Raw genomic sequence first — 16,509 nt, forward strand, 5'->3', positions numbered from 1 at the left:
GGCAGCATGCTGCCGCTGCGCTTTGCCATCTTTGCCGCCGTTTTTGGGATCGCTTTGTCCGGGCTGTTCTGGCTGCTCGGCAATTTGAGCGAGCCGGAACTGTTGCGTTCCAAGAAGGCGGTGGTGGTGAAGGGCTGCGATGCCGAGTCGTTAAAGAGTGAGAACGCGGCACGACTTTGTCCGCAGCTGTTCTGCCAGAAGTTCTTGCTGGATAGCCGCGAGTTCGAGCTGCGACATCGCTTTGAAGTGACCATCGATAAAACCGTCGATGGACGACAGCTGATCGGCGGTCTCGCCAAACCCTTCGTCGCGAAGCCGAGCGACGGCCCGGTGCGCGCCTTCGCGTGCGTGCTAGAAGGGACTCAAGTTGCCGCCGGCCGCGCGATGACGCCGGCGGACTTGAGTCAGCTGATCAAGCAGAGCGACTGGTTGTCGTCGCTCACTAATATCAAAAATTGAACGCCGCTGGGTAGCCGGCGTATTAGCGGGAGCGGCCCCGAGCCGACACCGGCCAGATAGCCACGAGCGTGTCGCCGCTCACGACGTGATACGAGTCGTAGAGATTCACCGTCGGATCGATGTGAGGCGCAGCCAGACGGATGCTCTGGCAGATGGCCCACACGTGCTTCTTCTCCGGATCCGTCACTATGCCGTGCTCATCGCCCTTGAACTGATAAGTGCTGCCGGCCGGCGCACCGCTCAGCACGACTGCCGGACCACCGTCAGTGGCGAAGGCTTTGTAACCTGCATCGATGGTTGCCATGCCCGTGGCGTTGGCACTCACGACTGTCGTATCGACAAACAAAGCGTACTCGAACGGCGAGTCAGGTTGGTTCGCCAAGTCGCATTCTTTGTATTGGCGATCCATGAATACATACGAACCCGGCTGCAGTTCGGTAAGAACACCCAAGCTCATGTCGATCGCATGCGATCCGGTACCGCCGCCGGTGACGACTTGCGGCGCGCCGCCGTTCGCCGTCAGCTCGGCAATGACGGACTTCAGATACGTCATGCGATCTCGGATCGCCTCGAGTCGTTCCTGGTAACTGGCGATGTGCTGCTGAACACTGCAGTACAACTGCACGCCACGATAGTTGAGGTTCTTGTGTCGCTTGATGGCGTTGAGCAACTCGACAGCGGCAGCTGCTGACGGCACACCCGTGCGCTTGACGCCCGGGTCAATGTCGATCAACACAGTCAGCGGTCGCGTGACCGCAGCGGCAAGGGCATCCACATTGGTGACGTTGTCGACCACCACGGCCAAATCTTTGATGCGCTCGTTCAACGCACTCAAGCGCGCGATGCCGGGCCGAGACACGACCGGCGACGTCAGCAGGATCGACTCGATGCCGCCTTCGGCCAATGCCTCCGCCTCGCCGAGCTTGGCGCAGCAGTTGCCAACCGCACCGGCCGCGATCTGCAGCTTGGCGACGTCGGCGCTCTTGTGAGTCTTGGAATGCGGCCGCAACGTCACGCCGTGGGCGCGCGCGAGTTCGGCCATTTTCTTGATGTTCCGTTCCAGCGCATCACGATCCACGACCAACGCCGGCGTATTCAACTCCGCCCGCGAGCCGGGCCGACCGATCAACCCTTGATGTAACCGAATATCGTCCAACATGCTGTCACTCACCTGATCTCAAACAACTGCGCCAGCGGCGCATTGATAAACTTGCCTTCCGGATCGACCTCGCGACGGATGGCGTTGAACGCTGCCAGCTTCGGGTACAGCGCCCGAACGTCCTCGGCGCTGAGCGTGTGCCGCTTCGCCCAGTGCGGCCGACCGCCAGCAGCGCGAAAGATCGGCTCAGCCTGCGCGAACAGCTGCTGCCAGGGCAGCTTGGCGTACTGACGCATCGAGATCGACGCACACGGGCCCCGATTGAACGGGCTCAGCCAGATATCGTCGCCGGCCACCCACCGAAACTCCAAAGGAAACGTCACCGGCAAGCGTCGTTTGCGAACCCACGCGAGCGCTTTCAGCAACGTCTCCAGGCCCATGTCACGAGGCACCTGGTACTCCATCGTTTCGAACGGCACCGTCCGAGTCGATGGAAAGATCCGATGCGCCGGCCCGCTACGATGCGTCGGCTTGATCGACCGCGTCATCAAGCGCTGAAACGGCCCAGTCAGCCAGGGCAACCGCGCCGACCAGTCGCAGCCCCGACCAAGCAGACGTTCGTCGCCCTCTCTCTGCGGCGGTGACGTGGTCGTATCTTCGTCCGGATGCAGCGTCTTGACGACGGCCTCATTGGCATACGGAAAGATATAAAACTCTGCGTGTCGATGCTTAGCCGCGAGCGAGCCGAACTGTTCCACCAGCACAGTCAACGGCATCCGATAAACGCGCTCTTCCAGATGCAACGCCGGAATCACCGCGACCCGAATCTGTAACACAATTCCAACCAGCCCCAACGACAGCCGTGCGGCCTGATACAACTCGGGACGCTGCTCGGGACTGCATTCGACCGTCGAGCCGTCGGCCAGCATCAAGCGAAAGCCCAACGCGAACGTCGACAGGCTGCCGAGCTCAGCGCCGGTGCCATGCGTGCCGGTGGCCAGCGCACCGGCCAGCGACTGCACATTGATGTCGTCTTGATTGGGTAACGAACAGCCCAGGCCCCACAGCGCCTGACTGAGCTTGGCCAAACTCCATCCGGCCGGCGCCCAAACGCTACGACCATCGCCCGCCGGCGTAATCCGGCCTTCGAGTTCATCCAGCTGCAGCAGGGTTCCCGACGTTTCACACAGGGGCATGAACGAATGCCCGGCGCCGACGGCACGCACTTGCGCAGCGCTACGAACCAGCGCCGCCAACTCCGATTCGGTGCGCGGACGGGCGATCCGTTCCGGACGGGCCCGAACACTGCCCGACCAGTTGCTCCAAGACTCGCTCATGGTTGTTCTTTGATCCCGTCACCGCGCTCGCGCCAAGACCCTTTACGCTTGCGTCGCGAGGAAGGCAAGCACGCGCTAAGCTTGCCGCATGAGCATCAACCCTTCCCTGCTCGCCGAACTGCGCCGTGTCGTCGGGCCTCAGGGCTATCTGGACCAGGCGGCGGACGTCGAGCCGTACCTGGTCGATCACCGCAAACTGTATCGGGGCGCGACTCCGCTGGTGCTGCGCCCGGACAGCACCGAGCAAGTGTCGGCCATCATGCGCTTATGTAACGAGGCACGCGTCGGCGTCGTCCCGGTCGGCGGTAACACCAGTTACTGCGGAGGCGCGACGCCGAGCGAAGACGGCTCGCAGATCGTGCTGTCCCTGGCGCGCATGCGACGCGTCCGCTCGGTCGATCCTTTGAACTACACCATGATTGCCGAAGCCGGCTGTGTGCTCGCTGAAGTACAAGCCGCTGCAGCGTCAGCAGATCGACTGTTCCCGATGAGCCTGGGCTCGGAAGGTTCGTGTCAGCTCGGCGGCAATCTCTCCACCAACGCCGGCGGTACTGCCGTACTCCGCTACGGCATGATGCGCGATCTGATTCTCGGCCTCGAAGTCGTGCTACCGGACGGTCGAGTGCTCGACGGTTTAAAGCCGCTTCGCAAAGACAACACTGGCTACGACCTGCGCGACCTGTTCATGGGCGCTGAAGGCACGCTCGGCGTAATTACCGCCGCGGCCTGCAAGTTGTTTTCGCGGCCGGCGTCGTCGGTCACAGCGCTGGTCGGCATCACCGATCCCAAACATGCGGTCTCGCTGCTGTCTCGATTGCGTAGTTTCACCGGCGATGCTGTGTCCACGTTCGAGCTGATCCCGCGACTGGCGCTCGAGTTGGTGCTCGAATTCGTGCCCAACACGGCCAACCCGCTCGATGGGCGCCATGACTGGTATGTGCTGCTGGAAATCGGCATGGGCCGGCAAGATGAATCGCTCCGCGGCGCCATCGAAGCAGAGCTGGCGAATGCGCTGGAAGAAGGCCAGATTGTCGACGCCGCCATTGCGGCCAGCGAATCGCAACGTGAAATGTTCTGGCGGCTGCGGGAGACCATTCCCGAGGCGCAACGTCGCATCGGTGCCAGCATCAAACACGACGTTTCGGTGACTACCAGCGAGCTGCCGCAATTCATTATCGAAGCCTCCCAGCTGGTGCGCTCGATTTCACCCACCGGGCGCATCGTTTCCTATGGCCACCTGGGCGACGGCAACCTGCATTTCAACGTCAGCCGGCCGGTGGACCAGGACGATGAATCGTTTTTACGACTGGCACCGAACATTAACCGGGCGGTGCACGATCTGATCGCGCGGTATGGCGGCAGCATCAGCGCCGAGCACGGCATTGGCAGACTCAAGCGCGAGGAACTGGTTCGCTACAAACAACCGGTGGCGCTGGACGTCATGCGCGCCATCAAACAGGCGCTGGACCCGAACGGCATCATGAATCCTGGCAAGGTGCTGTAGGGCTGGCCTATCTAGCCGTTGGACGCAGATCAGCTGCCAACGACGCCACCGCCTTCTTTGCGAATGGCGATGACGCTGGCACGCGGCTGACTCTTGCCGCCGTCCGGCCAATGACTGCGCGGCTCAGCTGGCGAGCCACCTGCGCCCGGATGCTGAATACTGATGAACAGTGTTTCATCATCGGGTGAGAACTGACAGCCACAGACTTCACAACCGGTCGGCCCGCTCATGAACTGCTGCAACCGGCCGCGATTGGGCCCAACGGTGGGGGTGACCCAGCAACCGTCGTTGCTGCCGTCGGGTTGCGCGCCGTCAGTAACTATCCAAAGATTGCCCGCGCGATCGAAGCCGACATTGTCGGGCGAGCCGATGGGACTCAGCTCCGCAGCGTTGCCGTAACCGGCGTAATACGCGCTGTCGGTCTTCACTTGCTTCATATCTGTGATCAAGCGTCCGCCGGCGGGATCGCCGCCCATCAGGAACACTTCCCACGAAAATTCCAGCGACGTGTGATCGTCGCCGGCTTCGGTGATCTCGATGATGTGACCGAACGCATTCGACGCTCGCGGATTGGCCGCGTTCGGCGCTGAGTCGATTTCACGACCGCCATAGGTGACCGTGCCAGGCTCGGCGGTGCGATTCTCGTTACGCGTGCAGGCGATGTAGATGCGGCCTGTGGTTGGATTCGCCTCCACGTCTTCCGGACGATCCATGGGTGTCGCGCCGAGCAGATACGCCGCCATGCGCGCTTTGATCAACACGTCGGCCTGGTCACGAAAGCCTGCGGCGGCATTGAGCGGACCTTTGGGATCGAACACCAGCGGCAACCACTGCCCTTTGCCGCTCGCATCGAAGCGCGCCACGTGCAACGTGCCTCGATCCAAAAGATTGCGATTGGCCGCGCGATCCTTGGCGTCGAAGCGTGCGGTGGAGATGAACTTATAAACGTATTCGAACTTGTCATCGTCGCCCATGTACACGGCGATTCGCCCGTCGCGCGCAATGATGGGGCTCGCGCCTTCATGAGCGAAGCGGCCGAGAGCCGTGCGCTTGATGGGCGTGCTTTTCGGATCCAGCGGATCAATCTCGACGATCCAACCGAAACGGAACGGCTCCGTCGGCGCCACCGGCAAATTGAAGCGCGCATCGGCGATGTCCCAGTTGTACAGCGACTGCGCCTTCCACATTCGAAAGCGTCGATGTGACTCGATGATGAACGGATCGACGTCCTTGCGCGCCTTGAGCTGTTCCAGGTTGGCGAAGTAGTCCTGGATGTTTTCTTCCGCCGTCAGGTAAGTGCCCCACGGCGTCTCGCCGCCGGCGCAGTTGGCGAATGTGCCGAATACGCGTTCGCCCGCAGGATCGTCCTTGGTTTTCATCAGCGACGCGCCGCGCGCCGGGCCGCCGATATCGATGGGCGTGTCTGCGGTGATTCGGCGATTGAAGCGCGAGTCCTTCACGAATCGCCAGCGACCCCGCTCGCGTTTGATCTCGACGATGGAGACACCTTGCGCCGCCTTGGAGACATGCGCGACTTGCGGATGCTCTTTCACGAACGCACGACTGGCACCGTTGCCGACGCCCCTGAATCCCGGATGACCAGGAAACATCGTTCCATCGTCGGTGTACTCGTTGTTCACGCACAGCACGCCGTGATCGCTGCGCCCGTTCAACGGAAAGAAATGAATGGCATCGCAGTTCTCGCCGAACTGACCGCGCTGATACTCGGCAGCCTTGGCCCCGAGCAGCACGCCAGCTTCGAGTTTGGATGTATCCAGGTCCGGGACGGACGAGCTCAGACTGTCGCCCCAGCGGATCAACACGTCGTGCGTGTAGCCCGGCGGCAGCACGATGGCGTCGGCTTTGCTGCCCGCGATGGGCTTGAACCCTAGCTGCGCCGGCTTCGACGCATTGGCGTGCGCCGGTGCGAACAACGCCGAACCCGCCATCGCGGCCGGCGCCACAGCGACACCTGCGCGAAGCACATCGCGACGACTCAAGCGTCGGTCCAGAAGCGTTGCAAAGGCGGGCGCGTCGGGGATTCGGCGTGTCATGGGTTGAACGTCAGCGGCTGCGTCTGTGAGAGCGCAGCCTACCGCAATTCAACGCTGCGAACGATTGTGCGAACTATTACAGGCGCGCCGAGACAACTGCGCCATGCCTACCGTCCCGCTGACGATCCCGCCGGGTCGGACAAGCCACTTTGTTTGCGGAACCAGTCGACCTGCTGCTGAAAGTAGCCGTCTTCGTAACCCAGCGTGACGCGCTCGCCGTTCTCTTCCTTGAAGCGGGTGATGCCGTGCTCGGCGTCCGGATAGATGAAATATTCGATAGGTCTGCCGGATGCCTGCAACTTGTTCAGCACCTCGACACTCCAGGGCGTCGGCGCGCTCGAATCCTTGCCAGCGAAAATCCAAAAGCTGGGCGTGTCGAGCTTGGCTAGCGTTTCCGCCGGATCGTACAAGCGATCGATGAACGGCGGCTGCATGCGACCGTACTTCCACCAGATATAAGGCCGCACCACCCACAACGGCATGTCCGCCCCGACGATCATGCCGAAGATGGAATCGCTGTGTTTGGCGGTCTCGAACCAAGGCTTATCTCGCGACGCCTTCAGCGCTTTGGAGAAGTCACCCCAACGGTTCTGGCCGCGATCGAAGATGTCACCGAGGATGGCGGCGACACTGTCCATCTCCGCGATTTCCTTGTCGCCGAAGCCGTGTTGCTGAAAGGCGTAAACATAGCCCCATCGGTCTTCGCCCAACACCGGCACGGCCACGCCGAAGCCAACCAGTACGCTGCGGATGTTGCCGTCCTTCAATGCCGCCAGCGGCGCGATCCAGCCGCCTTGGCTGTAGCCCGCTAGATGAACTTTGTCGCCGTCGATTTCTTTGCGGTTCCGCAGGTATTGGACTGCTGCGACGGTGTCGTCCGAGAGCACGTCGAAGTTCGCTGTGTATGTTCCTTCTGAACCGCCGGTGCCGCGTTTGTCATAAACAAATGCAGCGACTCCGCTGGCGGCGTGGATGTATGGATCGGAGTAGTGGACGACTGCGCTGTAGTCTTCCGAGCCGTGCACCGGGATCATCACTGGGAACGGACCTTGGCCTTCCGGCAGGATCAGTTTTCCTCTTAACGTCAGCTCGCCGCTTTTGAAGCTGACTATTTCTTCTTTGAGAGGGAGGCGGCTGGCTTTGTTCGTCTTGTCGGCTTTGCCATTGACGATGTGCTGCCAGGTGAGACCCTTGAGATTGCCGTTGTCGTCGCGCTTGAAATGCACGCGATTGATTATCGGCTGTCGCTCGGCCCAACCTGGGCCGCCTTCGTAACTACCATCCTTTTCGTTCGGCCACAGAGCGCCGGTTTCGCCGTTCAGCTTTTTGTAACGCAGGTCAGTGGTGTCTCGCGGGGCGATCACCACCAGTGTGCCGTCGTCGAATCTATATGCGCCGGAATAGCGGGTATCGGGGGGTTGTTCTTTGTTCGTAGCAAGGAATGCCACGCCGGCGATGACGATGAGCGCCGCTACGGTCCACAGTGTTTTCTTTCGCATGCTTGCCCGCGTTTCCGTGCCGCCCGAGGTGGGCTGTCATGGGTTGGACGCAGCTCAGGGCTTTAAGGTTGCTACAAACCGTTTCTACCAACTCAGCGGCGCGGTTGTTAGGAGGTTTGGGTAGGTGGCTGGCGGCGGCTGTCGGGGGGAAGTGTTCTCTCGGCACCGGCACGGTCGCAGCGCCACTGCGCCGCTCCGCGCACGTCCCTGATGAGCCTGTGGGAAAACACGTCCCTGTATTTCCAACTGCCGAGAGAACACTTCCCCCCGACATCCACCGCCGAAACGTCGGTGACAGCAGACCGCTCCACTGATGCCTCTATTCCTCGCGGCGAGGGGACACTTCCCTCCGACAGCTACCGCCAGAACGTCGGTGACGGCAGATGCCATCCGTTGAGTCCTCCCACCGATATGTTTGTGGCCGCCAGATACTGTCGGTTGATGCCTCCCTGCGATACGTCTGATTGATTTGTTCATTTCATGCCAAACCTCTTCGGGCGGTCGGCTGTCGCTGATATGTTCGCGCCGTATTCTCCGCTGCAAAGACATTCTGCAGGGCTGAGCCAACGAGTGCAGGCATCGCGGCCGCGCGGACACTACCAACGTATAGGCGGTGGCTGTCGGGGGGATGGGCCCTTCCGGCAGTTGGAAATACAGGGACGTGTTTTCCTACAGGCTCATCAGGGACGTGCGCGGAGCGGCGCGAGGCGCTGCGACCGTGCCGGTGCCGGAAGGGCCCATCCCCCCGACAGCCACCGCGAACCACCGACGCTCCGACTCCGACTCCGAACCCGAAAACTCAGGGCCCGCGATCAAGCGGCCGAGCCGTGACCATCATCCACTCAACACCAGTGGGCACAAGCTGCCCCGGCGGCGCGTATTTGAATGTACGAACCCAAGCAGTCAACGCCTGTTGTATACACACCGGTCCAGGCGGAGCCTGGATCTCGCCGGTTCTGCCATCACTCAACACTTTGAACTCAACAAAGTAACTGCCACTCGCCTGGCAGTCCTCCGCCACGGTCAGTGGCTGCGACTCGAGCAGCTGAAGATCCGGTGCTCTGGGTGAAGAAACAGGCGTGGTTTGGCAACCGCCCAAAGCCAACAACAAAATCCCAAGCCCCAGGCGCACTCGTCGGCGAATGTGGTACAGCGACATGATCAACGACCCTGCATCGACCCAGCTCGAGCCCAAGAGTACACCCGCTGTCGCAGGAAACGTCGAGATGTCCGCTCGCCCTTCCCTCCCGACCGTTCGCCAAGTATTTTCAGCACCCTGCGCGACCGAGAGTAGAAAACGCAGTCAACATTTATAAAGGTGAGTCCAGCATGGATCGACGCCACTTTATCGCCGCCGCCTCGGCTGCCAGCCTCGCGGCCAGCGCTCCGGGATGGGCTGCTACCAAAGCCCGCCAACCTCTGAAGATCGTGCTGCTCGGTGGCACGCGCTTCATCGGCGTCCACATGACCGAACTCGCGCTCGCGCGGGGGCACACGGTAACGTTCTTCAATCGCGGTAAAACGAAGAGCGACCTGTTCCCGCAAGTGGAAAAGTTGCACGGTGACCGAGACGCTCAGCTGGACGCGCTCAAAGGTCGCAAGTGGGATGCAGTCATCGACACGTCCGGCTACGTGCCTCGTCACGTGCGCCTCTCCGCCGAGTTGCTCGCTCCGAACGTCGCTCAGTATCTGTTCATCTCGACCATCGGTCTGTACGCCGACTTCACCAAAGCGAACGATGAAAACTCTGCGGTCGCAACGGTCGAAGACGAGAAGCGTGAAGACTGGCAGAACGCCTACGGCCCACTGAAAGCCCTCTGCGAAAAAGCCGTCAACGCGGCCATGCCCGGTCGAACCACCATGGTCCGTCCCGGCTTGATCGTCGGCCCTGAGGACAGCACCGATCGCTTCACCTTCTGGCCAGCTCGCGCCGCTCAAGGCGGCGAGATGATTGGTCCTGGTGACGCTGCCGTGCCTTTTCAGATCATCGATGCCCGCGATCTCGCGGCGTTCTGTATCGACGCGCTCGAGAATCGCACCTTCGGCGTGTTCAATGTCACTTCGCCGACCGACAAGTTCAATGTCGGTGACGTGGTCAAAGAGAGTATCGCCGCCGGCATCGCGCTCGCCAAACCGAATCCGCCACCGCACGCGACCTGGGTACCTGTCGAATTTCTCACCGAGCAGAAAGTGACTCCGTTCGCCGACTTGCCCGGTTGGCTGCCGGCCGGCGGCGAGATGGGCGGCCTGCATCGCACGAAGGTTGATCGCGCGTTGAAAGCGGGCCTCAAGATTTCACCGCTACAGCGAACTGCTCGCGACACTTTAGCGTGGCATCTCGCTCGACCCGAAGCCGAGCGTGAGAAATTGAAAGCCGGTCTCACCATCGAGCGTCAACGAGAAGTGCTTGCTGCGTGGCATGCAAAGCAGAAAGGCGCTTGACGCGAGTCAGTGACTATCCGATTGCGCGCGTGAGCCAGATCTAGGATAAAGGGCGCCTTGACCGGCGCCCTTTTTTCTTTTGGTGATTTTAGTTCGATGCCACTGACGATTCGCAGACCCTTTTTCTTCGTCGCACTCTCAGGCGACCGCCTTCGCGATGCTTGAAGCTGCCACCGAGTCCCCGCCAGAGACTCCGACCCCCGGTCGGCTGATCATCCGCATCGATCTGACCCCTGCCGAACCGCCACCGCCTCCTGCTCCACCGCGCTTTAGCAAGAGCGCGCTGTTGGTGATTGTTGGCGTGGTCGCGGCGCTGATCGCTTGGCTGGGTTTCAGCGTCTTCAAATCGGCCCCAACACCGCCTGCAGCCAGCATCGCTGCAAGCCCCGCCTCGTCTACTTCCTCAGCAGCGTCGAAGCCCACTGCTGAGACAACTGCAGCGCCGTCGATTGCGACACCACCTGCTGCAGCTCGCACCGTCGCGCCACCTCCCGACGCGCCAACAACCGCCGTCAACGAAGTCCTTCCGACCGTCTCGCAAAGCTCGCTCAACACCATCCGCGGCACCATCCGAGTCTCGGTCCGCGTGACCCTCGACAAGCAAGGCAGCGTCACTAACGCCACAGCCACCGATGCCGGCCCCAGCCGCTACTTCGCCCGCCTCGCGGTCAACGCCTCAAAGCAATGGACCTTCACTCCCGCCACTGCCGAAGCGCAGCGGACAATGCTGGTGCAATTCAACTTCACTCGATTTGGAATCACCGCGGAATCAAATTCAGCGGGATAAGCTGGCGAACGCCGCGGTCACACCGCCATGACTTCGCGAAGCACTTCCGGATGCCGCGCGACGATTTTCAGCAAGGTGTCGGCCGCACCGGAAGGTTGTCGCCGCCCCTGTTCCCACTGCTGCAAAGTTCGCGGTGAAATTTGTAGCGCTTCCGCGAACTGACTCTGCGACAGGCCGCACCTCAAGCGCGTAGTCACGACCTCGTTCGCAGTCACCTGATACTTAGCGCCATGCTTGCCACTTTTCACCGCGCGAATGGCTTGCAGCAACTCACGACCGATATCGCGTTTGGCATCTCGCGCCAGTAGATCCTTTTCACGACGTGGCATGACCCATCTCCTCCGCGATCTGTCTCAAGCGATGAGCCGGGATGTTGTCTCTCGCGCTCTTCGAATAAATGACGAGCAGCACTACGGCGCCTGCGAGCAGCTGCGTGGTGTATATGACTCTGACGCCACCACGCTTCCCCAAGCCGGCGCGCGCCCACCGTATCTTGCGACAACCGCGCGATCCGGGAATGCAGTCGCCATCCAATGGGTGCTTCGCAATAAACGCCGCAAATTCGCCGCGCTCATCTTCGGTCCAGTATTCCGGCCAAAGATCAGTGAATACAGGCGACTCGATGATGGTGAGCATGGCCGTTATACTCCAATGGCGTATAGCTGGCAACCTCTTCAGCGTGACTAGATCGCCAGCGCTGGATCATCGAGAAAGGGACGCCAATCGAGCGTCGATGTAACTGCTCAAACCAGTAGAAATTGAGGAACCGGCAACAACGAATCAGTGGTAGGAGCGAAGCTGCTGCGCCCAAACGAAAACGGCCGCAGGCTCCAAGAACCTGCGGCCGTTTGCTACCGACAATCGAGGCTAAGCTTATGCGCGCAAGCGTTGAGCGAAGCCGTCGACGTTAGAAGCGCTCTGCACGGCATCGTTGATGGCAACGGGTTGCACAGAGGCGAAGCCGGCGGCGTCGAGGAAGCCTTTTTCGGCGAGCCATTTCTTGTTGAACAAGCGCGACTGATACTTCGCACCGTTGTCACAGAGGATGGTGACGATGGTGTGGCCAGGGCCGAGTTGCTTGGCGATCTGAACGGCGGCAGCGACGTTCACGCCGCTGGTGCTGCCGAGGAACAAACCTTCATCGCGCAGCAATTGATAAACAGTTTTCACGCAGTCGATATCGGTGATGTGCAGAGCATCGTCGATGGGCGAGCCATCCAGGTTCGCGGTGACGCGACCGATGCCGATGCCTTCGGTGATGGAGCCAGGGCCGGTGGCCTTGAGTTCGCCGTTACGAATCCAGTGATACAGCGAGCTGCCCTGAGGATCGGCCAACGACACCCGCACCTGGGGATTTTGTTTCTTCAGGTAACGCGAAATACCGCCGAGCGTGCCGCCGGTGCCGGTGGCGGAAACGAACGCATCGATCTTGCCGCCGGTCTGGGCCCAGATCTCCGGACCAGTGGTCTGTTCGTGAGCATCGCGATTGGCGGTGTTGTCGAACTGATTGCCCCACACGGCACCCGGAATCTCGCCCGCCAAGCGGCCAGCGATTTTCTGGTAATGATTCGGGTCGCTGTACGGCACCGTCTTCACGCGCAGCACTTCGGCGCCGAGCGTTTCGATCATCTGGTATTTCTCGTTCGACTGGTTGTCCGGCATCACGATGACGCAGCGATAACCGCGCGCGTTACACACGTGTGCGAAGCCGATGCCAGTGTTGCCAGCCGTGCCTTCGACCAGCGTGCCGCCGGGCTTCAGCGCACCGCTGCGTTCAGCGGCTTCGACGATGGCGCGAGCAGCGCGATCTTTCACCGAGCCGCCGGGATTCATGAACTCGGCTTTGCCCAGGATTTCGCAGCCAGTGAGCTCGCTGAAACGGTTCAGACGGATCAGCGGAGTGTTGCCGATGGCATCGGCAAAGCCCTGTCGAATCGACACAGGACGGATAATTTCGTTTGAGCTGCTCATGCGGACAGCCTTCCTTCGTCAGTAGATGCGACCTCGACGGAGCGCGCGTTGAACCAGTGCAAAGCTTCATGCAAGCGAGTCACCTCACCCACGATCAGCAATGCCGGCGATTCCACTTGCGCCTCGGCGGCCTTGGAAACCAGATCTTGCAGCGTGGCAGTCACCACTCGCTGCGTCGGACGCGTTCCATGCTCAATCAAAGCAGCAGCGCGCGTTTCCGGCACGCCATGCTCACGTAAACGAGCGACGATGTTATCGAGCTGGTTGAGCCCCATATAAAACACCGTCGTATGACCGGCACGCCCAAGCGCGGCCCAATCGACATTCTCGGCGATATTGTCGGCCTCGCCTTTGCAATGACCGGTAACGAACGTCAGTGACTGCGCGTGATCGCGATGTGTGAGCGGGATACCCGCATACGCCGCGCAACCTGCAGCAGCTGTCACACCAGGCACGACTTCGAAACGAATGTGCTCGGCGACCAACGCTTCCAACTCTTCGCCGCCGCGCCCGAAAATAAACGGATCGCCGCCTTTGAGCCGGCACACACGCTTGCCTTCTTTGGCGAGCCGAACCAGCAACGCATTCGTATCTTCCTGCGACACGTGATGATTGCCCGCCGCCTTGCCGACGTAGATGCGCTCGGCATCGCGACGCGCGAGATCCAGCACTTCCAGCGACACCAAGCGGTCGTAAACAATCACATCGGCATTCTGCAAAGCGCGCAGCGCGCGCAACGTCAGCAATCCCGGATCGCCCGGGCCGGCACCGACCAACGCCACTTCGCCGGCGAACTTGGATTGCTTGGCGAAGCGAGTGAGCGACGTGCCGATACGATCCAACACGCCCTGTCCCGCCGCGTCCTCGCGACCGGACAACACATCGGCAGCGATGGCGCCGTCGAAAAAGTTCTCCCAGAAACGACGCCGCGTGCCGGCATGTTCCAACTGCGTCTTCACTGCGGGCCGCAGCTTGCCGGCCAGCTTGGCGAGATCGCCCAGCCGCTGCGGCAGGAACGATTCCAATTTCTCGCGCAGGCGACGAGTCAACACCGGTGCGTCGCCGCTGCTACCGACGGCGACCACCACCGGCGAGCGATCCACGATGGCCGGCATGATGAAGCGCGACAGCTCGCGATCATCGACCACGTTCACCGGAATGTTCCGGCGCTCGCACTGATGCGCCACCCAGGCGTTGACCGATTGTTTATCGGTGGCCGCAATGGCGAGCCGCATGCCATCCAACAGCTCCGGCTGAAACTCGCCAGGCACGTAAGCGATGACGCCAGCCGCAGCTTTCGCCGCCAGCGACTCGATCAGCTCGGGAGCAACGACGGTTACTTTCGCCTGTGTGCGCAGAAGCAGATCGATCTTGCGCGCAGCGACTTCCCCGCCGCCGACGACCAGCACCGGTTCGTTCGCGAGCCGCAGAAAGATGGGAAAGTAATCCATGAGAGTGCGTCGTCCTGCGACGCGCTGGCGTCGCGAGCTATTGGCCAGCCGCGCGGCGCGGCTCGACCTTCAGCGGGATGACTCGACGGCGCGGCTGCAGGCCGCACTCGCGAGACTCGGGATTCTCCCACCACCAACGGCCGGAGCGCGGATCGGCACCGGGCTCCACTGCCCGGGTGCAAGGCGCGCAGCCGATGCTGGGGAAGCCTTTGTCGTGCAGGGCGTTGTAAGGCAGGTTGCGAGCCTTGATATACGCCGACACGTCAGCCTCGGTCCAGTCGAGCATCGGGCTGATCTTCCACAAATCGTAGCGGTCGTCCCAAGACACCGGCTCGCCGTGCGCACGCTCGGCGGACTGTTCACGACGCACGCCCGTTACCCAGGCCTTGCGGCCGGCGATAGCACGCTTGAACGGCTCGACCTTGCGGATACCGCAGCAGGACTGGCGTTCCTCGGTGCCGAGATAGAAACCGTTGATACCATTGTCACGCACGTACTGCTCGATGGCTTCGGCCTGCGGATAGAACACCTGAATGCGGCGCTGATAACGGCGTTCCAGGCGATCCAGCAGCGACAGGGTTTCATCGTGCAAGCGGCCGGTGTCGAGCGTAAACATCTCGATTTCCGGCGTGTAGCTGTTGATGATGTCGGTCAACACCATGGCCTCGAGCCCGAGGCTATTGGAATAGACCACGTCCTGGTGCTCGCGCACGGCCTGCTCCAGCAGGGCGCGAGTACCCTCGACGAGGGTTTGCAGACGGGGTGACAGTGCATCGGTCATGAGCAAGCGATCCTTATTCTCTGGCGTGCACTGTAGCTAACCGCCTTATAACCAGGGAAAGACTGGTTTGTTCTGTCATGATGCGGGCCCGTTATGACTTTGGCCGCCGCTTTCGCGTTATAGTTAAGTGCATGAAACTACAACAATTACGGTACCTCGCCGCCATTGTCGAGAATGACCTGAACATCACCGCGGCGGCGGAACGGCTCCATACCTCGCAGCCAGGCGTCAGCAAACAGCTGAAGCAGCTCGAGGATGAGCTCGGTTTTCCGATTTTCCTGCGCCAGGGCCGCACCCTGACGCGGGTCACGCCGGCCGGTAAACGGGTCATCGACCGGGCGCAGAAAATCCTCAAGGAAGTCCAGAGCATCAAGCGTCTGGCGGACGAGCAGAAGGGCGACGGCAAGGGCTCGCTGGCCATCGGCACCACCCATACCCAGGCCCGCTATGTGCTGCCGCAGGTGATCCGCCGTTTCCGCGAGCGCTATCCGGACGTGGAGCTGCACCTTCATCAGGGCACTTCCGAGCAGATCGCCGACATGGCGTCGCGGGACCGGATCGATTTCGCCATCAACACCGGTTCGCAGGAGCTGTTCACCAATTTGGTGCTGCTGCCGTGCTATCGGTGGCATCGGCGCATCGTGGTTCCGCAGGGCCATCCGCTGGCCAGCGAAGGCAAGGTGACCATCGAGACGCTGGGCAAATACCCGATCGTTACCTACGTGTTCGGGTTCTCGGGCCCGTCGTCGCTACAGCAGATTTTCGCGCGTCATGGCATCACGCCTCATGTCGCTCTGACGGCTCGCGATGCTGACGTCATCAAGACCTACGTGCGCTTGGGAATGGGCGTCGGCATCGTCGCCAGCATGGCGATGGATCCGCGTGAGGACTCGGACCTGGTGTCCATCGACGCGTCGCATCTGTTCCCGGCGCATTCCACTTGGGTCGGGTTCCATCAGGGCGCCCTGCTCCGCAGTTACATGTATGACTTCCTGCAGCTGCTGGCGCCGCATTTGACGCGCCGACTGGTCGATCGCGCCGGCAATGCAGCCACGCCCCAGGACGTTGAAGGCCTGTTCACGGATGTCGAGCTGCCGGTCTATCGCTAGCTCGATGCTCCGTTTC

General features: G+C 61.4%; 14 protein-coding genes. 5 read left to right on the top strand and 9 right to left on the bottom strand.

Annotated features, from left to right (window positions below; translation table 11 throughout):
- Positions 1 to 54: 54 nt before the first annotated feature.
- Positions 55 to 459 carry a hypothetical protein gene (locus tag JNL55_RS13030; RefSeq protein WP_293853545.1) on the top strand — a complete coding sequence of 135 codons (405 nt, stop codon included), beginning with the start codon at positions 55 to 57 and terminating at the stop codon, positions 457 to 459.
- 22 nt (positions 460 to 481) lie between these two features.
- On the opposite strand, the gene JNL55_RS13035 is transcribed toward JNL55_RS13030, so the two are convergent.
- Together JNL55_RS13035 and JNL55_RS13040 are read right to left on the bottom strand one after the other, a co-directional pair.
- Positions 482 to 1,618, bottom strand: coding sequence for a DSD1 family PLP-dependent enzyme (locus tag JNL55_RS13035; RefSeq protein WP_293853548.1), 1,137 nt, complete (start codon positions 1,616 to 1,618; stop codon positions 482 to 484).
- An 8-nt stretch (positions 1,619 to 1,626) separates the two neighbouring features.
- Positions 1,627 to 2,895 carry a D-arabinono-1,4-lactone oxidase gene (locus JNL55_RS13040; protein ID WP_293853550.1) on the bottom strand — a complete coding sequence of 423 codons (1,269 nt, stop codon included), beginning with the start codon at positions 2,893 to 2,895 and terminating at the stop codon, positions 1,627 to 1,629.
- An 88-nt stretch (positions 2,896 to 2,983) separates the two neighbouring features.
- On the opposite strand from JNL55_RS13040, the gene JNL55_RS13045 reads away from it, so the two are divergent.
- Entirely contained in the window at positions 2,984 to 4,399 is a 1,416-nt protein-coding gene (locus tag JNL55_RS13045) for an FAD-binding oxidoreductase (protein WP_293853553.1), read from the top strand.
- A gap of 29 nt (positions 4,400 to 4,428) precedes the next feature.
- On the opposite strand, the gene JNL55_RS13050 is transcribed toward JNL55_RS13045, so the two are convergent.
- Complete coding sequence (locus JNL55_RS13050) at positions 4,429 to 6,453, bottom strand: PhoX family protein (protein ID WP_293853555.1); 2,025 nt, start codon at positions 6,451 to 6,453, stop codon at positions 4,429 to 4,431.
- 107 nt (positions 6,454 to 6,560) lie between these two features.
- Positions 6,561 to 7,952 (bottom strand): alpha/beta hydrolase family protein, encoded by a 1,392-nt coding sequence (locus JNL55_RS13055; RefSeq protein ID WP_293853557.1) that lies wholly within the window; start codon positions 7,950 to 7,952, stop codon positions 6,561 to 6,563.
- 1,329 nt (positions 7,953 to 9,281) lie between these two features.
- Between JNL55_RS13055 and JNL55_RS13060 the strand changes: the two genes are divergently transcribed.
- Positions 9,282 to 10,394 carry an NAD-dependent epimerase/dehydratase family protein gene (locus JNL55_RS13060; RefSeq protein ID WP_293853559.1) on the top strand — a complete coding sequence of 371 codons (1,113 nt, stop codon included), beginning with the start codon at positions 9,282 to 9,284 and terminating at the stop codon, positions 10,392 to 10,394.
- A 301-nt stretch (positions 10,395 to 10,695) separates the two neighbouring features.
- Positions 10,696 to 11,181, top strand: coding sequence for a TonB family protein (locus tag JNL55_RS13065; RefSeq protein WP_293853562.1), 486 nt, complete (start codon positions 10,696 to 10,698; stop codon positions 11,179 to 11,181).
- Between the two features lie 17 nt (positions 11,182 to 11,198).
- On the opposite strand, the gene JNL55_RS13070 is transcribed toward JNL55_RS13065, so the two are convergent.
- The 5 genes from JNL55_RS13070 to JNL55_RS13090 form a co-directional block, all read right to left on the bottom strand.
- Entirely contained in the window at positions 11,199 to 11,510 is a 312-nt protein-coding gene (locus tag JNL55_RS13070) for a helix-turn-helix domain-containing protein (protein ID WP_293853564.1), read from the bottom strand.
- A complete protein-coding gene (locus JNL55_RS13075) occupies positions 11,497 to 11,817 on the bottom strand; it encodes a transcriptional regulator (protein ID WP_293853566.1) in 321 nt (106 codons plus the stop codon). Before JNL55_RS13075 ends, JNL55_RS13070 begins: the two co-directional genes overlap by 14 nt.
- Positions 11,818 to 12,054: 237 nt before the next feature.
- Positions 12,055 to 13,122: a cysteine synthase A gene (locus JNL55_RS13080; protein WP_415923069.1), complete on the bottom strand. Its 1,068-nt coding sequence runs from the start codon at positions 13,120 to 13,122 to the stop codon at positions 12,055 to 12,057.
- Positions 13,123 to 13,148: 26 nt separating this feature from the next.
- The gene (gene cysG, locus JNL55_RS13085; protein WP_293853571.1) at positions 13,149 to 14,603 is read right to left on the bottom strand and encodes a siroheme synthase CysG; all 1,455 of its coding nucleotides are present in this window, start codon (positions 14,601 to 14,603) and stop codon (positions 13,149 to 13,151) included.
- A 37-nt stretch (positions 14,604 to 14,640) separates the two neighbouring features.
- Entirely contained in the window at positions 14,641 to 15,384 is a 744-nt protein-coding gene (locus JNL55_RS13090) for a phosphoadenylyl-sulfate reductase (RefSeq protein ID WP_293853573.1), read from the bottom strand.
- A 131-nt stretch (positions 15,385 to 15,515) separates the two neighbouring features.
- Here JNL55_RS13090 and cysB point away from each other — a divergent pair, with 131 nt between their 5' ends.
- On the top strand, positions 15,516 to 16,493 hold the full coding sequence (cysB, locus tag JNL55_RS13095; RefSeq protein WP_293853575.1) for an HTH-type transcriptional regulator CysB: 978 nt from the start codon (positions 15,516 to 15,518) through the stop codon (positions 16,491 to 16,493).
- Positions 16,494 to 16,509: the final 16 nt, after the last annotated feature.

Source organism: Steroidobacter sp. (assembly GCF_016790065.1).
Classification (GTDB): domain Bacteria; phylum Pseudomonadota; class Gammaproteobacteria; order Steroidobacterales; family Steroidobacteraceae; genus Steroidobacter.

What these genes read in the sequence shown, in the direction of transcription:
- JNL55_RS13060 (WP_293853559.1), top strand. Translation starts at nt 9,282, where the DNA reads ATGGATCGACGCCACTTTATCGCCGCCGCCTCGGCTGCCAGCCTCGCG.
- JNL55_RS13070 (WP_293853564.1), bottom strand. Translation starts at nt 11,510, where the DNA reads ATGCCACGTCGTGAAAAGGATCTACTGGCGCGAGATGCCAAACGCGAT.
- cysG (WP_293853571.1), bottom strand. Translation starts at nt 14,603, where the DNA reads ATGGATTACTTTCCCATCTTTCTGCGGCTCGCGAACGAACCGGTGCTG.
- JNL55_RS13045 (WP_293853553.1), top strand. Translation starts at nt 2,984, where the DNA reads ATGAGCATCAACCCTTCCCTGCTCGCCGAACTGCGCCGTGTCGTCGGG.
- JNL55_RS13040 (WP_293853550.1), bottom strand. Translation starts at nt 2,895, where the DNA reads ATGAGCGAGTCTTGGAGCAACTGGTCGGGCAGTGTTCGGGCCCGTCCG.
- cysB (WP_293853575.1), top strand. Translation starts at nt 15,516, where the DNA reads ATGAAACTACAACAATTACGGTACCTCGCCGCCATTGTCGAGAATGAC.
- JNL55_RS13090 (WP_293853573.1), bottom strand. Translation starts at nt 15,384, where the DNA reads ATGACCGATGCACTGTCACCCCGTCTGCAAACCCTCGTCGAGGGTACT.
- JNL55_RS13075 (WP_293853566.1), bottom strand. Translation starts at nt 11,817, where the DNA reads ATGCTCACCATCATCGAGTCGCCTGTATTCACTGATCTTTGGCCGGAA.
- JNL55_RS13050 (WP_293853555.1), bottom strand. Translation starts at nt 6,453, where the DNA reads ATGACACGCCGAATCCCCGACGCGCCCGCCTTTGCAACGCTTCTGGAC.
- JNL55_RS13035 (WP_293853548.1), bottom strand. Translation starts at nt 1,618, where the DNA reads ATGTTGGACGATATTCGGTTACATCAAGGGTTGATCGGTCGGCCCGGC.
- JNL55_RS13055 (WP_293853557.1), bottom strand. Translation starts at nt 7,952, where the DNA reads ATGCGAAAGAAAACACTGTGGACCGTAGCGGCGCTCATCGTCATCGCC.